The following is a 6,273-nucleotide window of genomic DNA, read 5'->3' as shown; positions in this document are numbered from 1 at the left end:
GTGCTGGACTGTCCGCGGTGTCAGAGCCCGGCATCCACGTTACGCACGACGATCCCAAACTGTCCTGCCTCTATTAGCGGTCTCTCCGGCACCTACCGGACCCCGGTGACAACACCCCCCGGATCATTGACGACTGGGGGCGGCAATCATGCCGGGGCCGGCAGGCCAGCACACCCACATCCTGCAACAGGAACGGGCTACGAAAAAGGTAACGGGGGGGCGGGGACTGCGCAGGGGCGCGGGAGGCCGGGCCCGTAGAATGGTCGGGTGATGCAATCCCCCCTTCCCGTGCGCGACGGCGTCAATGCGACGCGTCTGCGCCTGCCGGACGAGGGTCCCTGGGAGACCGCGCTGGACTACATGATGCACCGCTGGGGGCACATCGATCCGCAGGGCATCGAGGACCGGTTCGACGCCGGCGAGATCGTCGGCGAGGCCGGGATCGCCCTGGACCGCAGCACCCCGATGCAGGACCACACGTTCATCTGGTACTACCGGACCCTGCCGCCGGAGACCCGGATCCCGGTGGAACTGAACATTCTGCACGAGGACGATCACCTGCTGGTGGTGGACAAGCCGCACTTTCTGCCCACCACCCCCGGCGGGACGTACATCCAGGAATCGGCCCTGGTCCGGCTCCGGAACCAGCTCGGCCTTCCGGACCTGATTCCCATGCACCGTCTGGACCGCATGACCGCCGGCATCCTGTTGCTCTCCACGAACCCCGAGACCCGGGGCAAGTACCAGGTGCTCTTCGAAAAGCGCCAGGTCCAGAAGGAATACGAGTGTGTGTCCGCCGCAGAGCCCGCACCGGGCCATCCCGCGGTGGACTTCCCTGTGGTGGTGCGGAACCGGATGACCAAGTCCCGCAGCTACCTGCTGGCCGAGGTTGTCGACGGCGAACCCAATGCGGAAACCCGGATCGAGCGGCTGCGCACGTTTGACGCTTCCGGCGCACCCGCCGGCGCACCCGACGGCGCACCCGACGCCGACGGCGGCCCGCACCGCCGCGCGCTGTACCGGCTGGAGCCGCACTCCGGGAAGACCCACCAGCTCCGCGTGCACATGGCCTCACTGGGCCTCGGCATCGTCAACGATGCGTTCTACCCGAAACTGCTGGACAAGGCTCCGGACAATTACGCCAAGCCGCTGCAACTCCTGGCCCGCGGGATCCGCTTCGTGGACCCCATCTCCGGGAGCCCGGTGGAATACCGCAGCAGACTGGAACTCAGCGAGGCACGCTAGCGGCTGGAAGTGCGGTACCTTGTGCCCATGGACTTCGGAAATGCGGACAGCTGGGGCGCCGCGATCTATTTCTGGATCTTCCCCTTCGTGATCGGCGATGCGATTTTCCCGCCCGTCCCCTCGGAAATGCTGGTCATCACCGGCGGCGCGCTGTCCGCAGAGGGCCACATCAACGCGTTCCTCGTGGTGCTCCTCGCCGCGGTGTCCTCATGGCTTGGTGACCTTCTTGTCTTCCAGCTGTTCAAACGGCGGCTAAGCCACGTGCTCGACCGCTGGAAATGGGGTCTCCGGTTCCACGCGGCCGTGCATTCGGCGATCGCGAAAGCCGGCCGGTCCTCCACCTACGGCGCGATCATCGGCCTCCGCTTCATCCCCGGCGGGCGGCTGGCCACGACGGCCGCGGCGGGCATCGCCAACGTCTCCACCCGCGGGTTCAGCCTCTGCGCGGCCCTCGGCGGCCTGCTCTGGGCAGCCTGGTCCGTGGCGCTGGGCTATTTCATGGGCTCCGCCACCGGGCTGCCCTTCTGGGCGAGCTCCCTGATCGGCGTCGGCGTCGGGCTGCTGGTCGGAGCGGTCGTGGGCGTGATCGTGACGCGGCGCCGGGGCAGCCCCTCCCCCGTGGAGTCCGCCGTGGTTGACCCGGACGAGGAACTGGACTTTTAGACGGGCGCCCAGCGGCCGCGGCTGCGGCGCAGCACGGTCAGCGCACCGGTGAGCGCAACGCGTTCGACAGCGTCGCGCATCATGGCTGCCGACTCCAGCGCCTGGCTGTTTTCGGCGCTGTAGGCGGTGGCATCGACCAGGAAGCGCAGGTTCAGCTGCGGGACGCCGCCGGCGAGCTCAAGCTGGTGCGATTCGACATGGTGCCGCGTCCCAAGCGCCTCGATGGCCGCGGCCATGACGGCCTCGGGAGCGGTGCCAGGCTTGAGCCCGGTGATCTTCAGTCTGGTCTGGAACGACGGCATGGAACAACCCTAGCCGCGCCGCCACGCTCCCTCACCTTCCGCACCCAAAACCCCAACGCTCCCTCACCGGGAGAGGGAGCGTCCGGGGAAGAACCGCAGGACCTGAGGGAGCGTTTGGAAATTCCCCGCAGAAGGTGCCCGCAGAAGGTGAGGGAGCATCGGGGGAAAGGCCGCCACACCTGAGGGAGCGTCGGGAGGGGGCTACCCGGTGTTGCGCAGCCCGGCGGCGACTCCGTTGACCGTGATCAGCATGGCCCGCTGGAGCCGTTCGTCGATCTCGGCCCCGGTCATGCCCTCCGCGGCCTCGGCCCGGACGCGGCGCAGCAGTTCCACCTGGAGGTAGCTGATGGGGTCGAGGTACTGGTCCCGGATCTCGAGGGAGCGCTTCAGGGTGGGCTGGGCATCGAGGATCACGTGCTCGCCGGTAAGGTTCTGGATCTCCTCGACCGTGAGCTCATATTCGGCCCGGATGGCACGGAACAGGTGGTGCAGTTCCGCCGGCACCAGGGTGGAGACGTAGTAGCCGGCAATGTCCATGTCCGTCTTCGCCAGGGTCATCTCAACGTTGGAAAGCACCGAACGGAAGAAGTGCCAGCCCTCGATCATCTCCTTGAGCTGGGCCGAGTTACCGGCCTCGCKGGCGGCTTTGAGGCCGGAGCCCACACCGAACCATCCCGGCACGATCTGCCGCGACTGTGTCCAGCCGAACACCCACGGGATGGCGCGGAGACCCTCCAGCCCGGCGCCGGAGTCGGGGCGCTTGGACGGACGGGATCCGATGTTGAGGGAACCCAGCTGCTCCACCGGGGTGGACGCCATGAAGTAAGCAGGCAGATCGGGGTCATCAATCAGCGTGCGGTAGCGCGCAAACGCGGCATCGGAGACGGTTTCCATGACGTGGCCGTAGCGCACGCGCTGGTCCTCCGAGGTGCGCGGGGTGCGGTGCAGGGCCGAGCCCTGCAGTACGGCGGCCAGGGAGAGCTCGAGGTTTTCGCGGGCCAGCTCCGGCAGGGAGTACTTGTCCGAGATGACCTCGCCCTGCTCGGTGAACTTGATCTCGCCCTCGAGCACGCCGTTGGGCTGGGCCATGATGGCATCGTAGGTCGGCCCGCCGCCGCGGCCCACCGAGCCGCCGCGGCCGTGGAAAAGGCGCACGCGGACTCCGTGCTTGGCCGCCACGTCGCGGAGCTTGCGCTGGGTCTTGTAGATTTCCCACTGGCTCGTCATGACGCCGGATTCCTTGTTGGAGTCCGAGTAGCCGAGCATGATTTCCTGCACGTCTCCGCGGAGCCGGACGAGTTCGCGGTAGGAGGCATCGGAGAGCAGTCGGTCCACGATTTCGGCCGAGGCGCGGAGTTCGTCGACGGTCTCCAGCAGCGGCGCGAAGCCGATCTTGGCGTAGGGCGCCTCGCCGAACAGGCTGACCAGGCCGGCCTCGCGGGCCAGCACGGCCGCGGCCAGGACGTCGTCCGCGCCGCGGGTCATGGAGATGATGTAGGTCTCGATCACGTCGGGGCCGTAGGTGCGCAGGGCTCGGCGGATCTCCCGGAAGACGTCGTAGGTGCCGTCGGCGACGCCGTCGAGCTTGATCGGGTGGCCGGAGAGCGGGCGCCGGGACGCAAGTTCGGAGCCCAGCACCTCGAGCCGCTCTGCGCGGCTGAGTTCCGCGTACCGGACACCGGGCCCGCCAAGGCGGTCCATGAGCTGCCCGACGGCGTCATGGTGGTGGTCGGCGTGCTCGCGGATGTCGAGGGTGGCCAGGTGCAGGCCGAAGGAGGCGATGGCGCGGCGGACCCGGGACAGGGCGCCGTCGGCGGCGAGGGCCGCGTGGTGGTTCCGGAGCGACCGTTCGAGCAGGCCGAGCTCGGCGAGGAGCTCCGCGGTGGCGGTGTAGTCGCGGCCGGGCTCGTGCGCGGATCCGGCCGCGACCCGGCGGCCGGTGTTGATCAGCTTGGCCTTGATGCAGGTGAGTTTGAGCCGGTAGGGCTCCTGAGCGTTCAGCTCGAGGACGCGGCGGTCCAGGCCAGGCAGGTTCCCCAGGTCGACGTCGATCGAGTCCAGGAGCTCCTGGTCCGCCCCGGCCAGCGCGGTCGAGTTGGACAGGATGGAGATGAGCCCGTCGATCAGGCCGATGCTGATCCGCACGGCGTGCTGGTTCTGGATCTGGAGGATTTCGCGGGTGACGGCGGCCGTGACGTTGGGATTGCCGTCGCGGTCCCCGCCGATCCAGGAGCCGAAGCGGATTGGGGCCTTCTGCGGCGGCAGCGTGACGCCGTGCTCGGCAAGCAGCTCGGAGAGGTCCGAGAGCATTTCCGGCATGGCGTCGCTGAGAATGCCGGTGAGGTAATAGATGGCGTTCCGGGCCTCGTCCACGGGGGTGGGCCGGACCTGGCGGAGCTCGTCCGTCTGCCACATCTGGTCGATCACTTCGGACAGGTGGCGGTCCTGGCGGCGGCGCGCGGACGTGCCCTCCGCCGTGGATTCGGACAGGATATCCGAAAGCCGGCGGATTTTGTCCAGCACGGAGCGGCGGGAGGCCTCGGTGGGGTGTGCGGTGAAGATGGGGCGGACGTCGAGTTCGTTGACGACTTCCTGCAGCACGGAGTTGCCGGCCTGGTCCGCGATCTCCTCCACGGCTTTGGCGAGCCAGCCGTCCTTCTCCTGCCGGGTGCGCAACCCGCGGACCCGGTGGACCTGCTCGGCGGCGTTCGCCAGGTGGAAGTAGAACGCAAAGGCGCGGACCAGGTCGGTGGCCTGCTCCAGCGGCAGGGAACCGAGCAGTTCGCGGACCTGGGCGACGACGTCGTACGAGCTCCACGGCCCGGTAGCGTCGGCGCCGCCGCGGGCGGCTTCCTTGGATTCCTTGGTCAGCAGGCGCACCTGCTCCACCAGGTCCAGGAGCTCGGGGCCGTGCTGGCGGACCAGGGATTCGCCGAGGAGGGTGGAGACCCGGCGGACATCAGCCCGGAGTTCGGCGGCAAGATCGGTGTCGGAATGCATTGCAGTGTCAGCCATGGAAACTATCTTTCGAGGGTTCGACTTGGCTCGTACACTGCGCTGGATACTGTGAGCCCGATTACTTCTTCCCATGGGATGTTACCCGCAGGCACTCCCTGCTGGAATTCCGTCTCAGATAGTGTCATGCCCCGCCGCGCCGCCCCGACGTCCCTCCCCCGGGGACCCCCGGGACCCCAACCAGTTCGCAGCAGGGGCCGTTCCGAGCTCCCGGAACGGCCCCTGCTGCGAGCTTGGCGGGTGAAGGGGTTAGCGCGCGATCTTGAAGTTGAACTCGCCGGTGCCGAGCGCGCCCCAGATCCGCAGCCAGATCGGCAGGATCATTTCCGCACCGCGGGCACTCGTGATGTCGCCAAGGTCCATCACGTCGCGGTGGCCGAAGCCCTTGAGGAGTTCCGTCACGGCCGCCTTGGCGCCGGCGTCGTCCCCGGAGACGAACACCGTGTGGTCACCGCCGGCCACCCGGGCCGGATCGACCATCACGGACGCGGTCATGGTATTCAGCGTCTTCACCACCTTGGCCTCCGGGAAGGACCGCTGGATCTCTTCGCCGAGGCTGTCCGTGTTCACCGGGTTCAGCGACGGCGGCATGCCCTGCGAGAAGTCCAGCGGGTTGGCGATGTCCATGATGATCTTGCCGGCCAGGTTCGGGGTCCCCGCTGCGGCCAGCGCGGCCAGCGAGCCGGCACCGTTGGTGGCATTGACGATCAGCTCGGCGCCGGATGCCGCGTCAGCAAACGCGGCGACGTCGACTCCGGCGTTTGCGGCGTGCCACTCGGCGAACGGCGCGGTGCCCATCATGTCCGGTTCGGTCCGGGCGAGCGTCGCCTGCGGGTCGCGGGTGCCGATCACGACGTCGTGCCCCAGCCCTGCCAGTGCGCCGGCAATCGTGCGCCCCACCATGCCGGTTCCCAGTACTGCAATCTTCATGGCGTCCTCATTCTGAAGTCGTGGAGTAGACAGGTTCGTCTACGTGTGGGCATGACGCTACCAGACAGACCTGTCTACGGCAATAAGCGCGCGCCGACGCCCCGCCCGCCTCATCTCA

Annotated in this window: 5 protein-coding genes; 2 read left to right on the top strand and 3 right to left on the bottom strand. The window is 68.1% G+C overall.

Features of this window, described 5'->3' with window-relative positions; translation table 11 throughout:
• The first annotated feature begins 270 nt into the window (after positions 1-270).
• Positions 271-1,245 carry an RluA family pseudouridine synthase gene (locus tag AC1D1S_RS07520; RefSeq protein WP_476994138.1) on the top strand — a complete coding sequence of 325 codons (975 nt, stop codon included), beginning with the start codon at positions 271-273 and terminating at the stop codon, positions 1,243-1,245.
• Positions 1,246-1,272: 27 nt separating this feature from the next.
• Positions 1,273-1,908, top strand: a complete 636-nt coding sequence (locus tag AC1D1S_RS07515; protein WP_243181527.1) for a DedA family protein — start codon at positions 1,273-1,275, stop codon at positions 1,906-1,908.
• Here the strand turns inward: AC1D1S_RS07515 and AC1D1S_RS07510 are convergent.
• From AC1D1S_RS07510 to AC1D1S_RS07500, 3 genes are all read right to left on the bottom strand, one after another.
• Positions 1,905-2,210 (bottom strand): hypothetical protein, encoded by a 306-nt coding sequence (locus tag AC1D1S_RS07510; protein WP_018774310.1) that lies wholly within the window; start codon positions 2,208-2,210, stop codon positions 1,905-1,907. The genes AC1D1S_RS07515 and AC1D1S_RS07510 overlap by 4 nt on opposite strands.
• Before the next feature lie 201 nt (positions 2,211-2,411).
• Positions 2,412-5,225, bottom strand: coding sequence for a phosphoenolpyruvate carboxylase (gene ppc, locus AC1D1S_RS07505; RefSeq protein ID WP_476994137.1), 2,814 nt, complete (start codon positions 5,223-5,225; stop codon positions 2,412-2,414).
• A 249-nt stretch (positions 5,226-5,474) separates the two neighbouring features.
• Positions 5,475-6,155 (bottom strand): NADPH-dependent F420 reductase, encoded by a 681-nt coding sequence (locus tag AC1D1S_RS07500; RefSeq protein ID WP_476994136.1) that lies wholly within the window; start codon positions 6,153-6,155, stop codon positions 5,475-5,477.
• Between the last annotated feature and the right edge of the window lie 118 nt (positions 6,156-6,273).

Source organism: Arthrobacter sp. P1_A5 (genome assembly GCF_056406825.1).
This window is presented reverse-complemented; position numbering and strand designations above follow the sequence as displayed.

Coding starts and splice junctions, on each gene's coding strand:
- AC1D1S_RS07510 (WP_018774310.1), bottom strand. CDS start 2,210: ATGCCGTCGTTCCAGACCAGACTGAAGATCACCGGGCTCAAGCCTGGC.
- AC1D1S_RS07500 (WP_476994136.1), bottom strand. CDS start 6,155: ATGAAGATTGCAGTACTGGGAACCGGCATGGTGGGGCGCACGATTGCC.
- AC1D1S_RS07520 (WP_476994138.1), top strand. CDS start 271: ATGCAATCCCCCCTTCCCGTGCGCGACGGCGTCAATGCGACGCGTCTG.
- AC1D1S_RS07515 (WP_243181527.1), top strand. CDS start 1,273: ATGGACTTCGGAAATGCGGACAGCTGGGGCGCCGCGATCTATTTCTGG.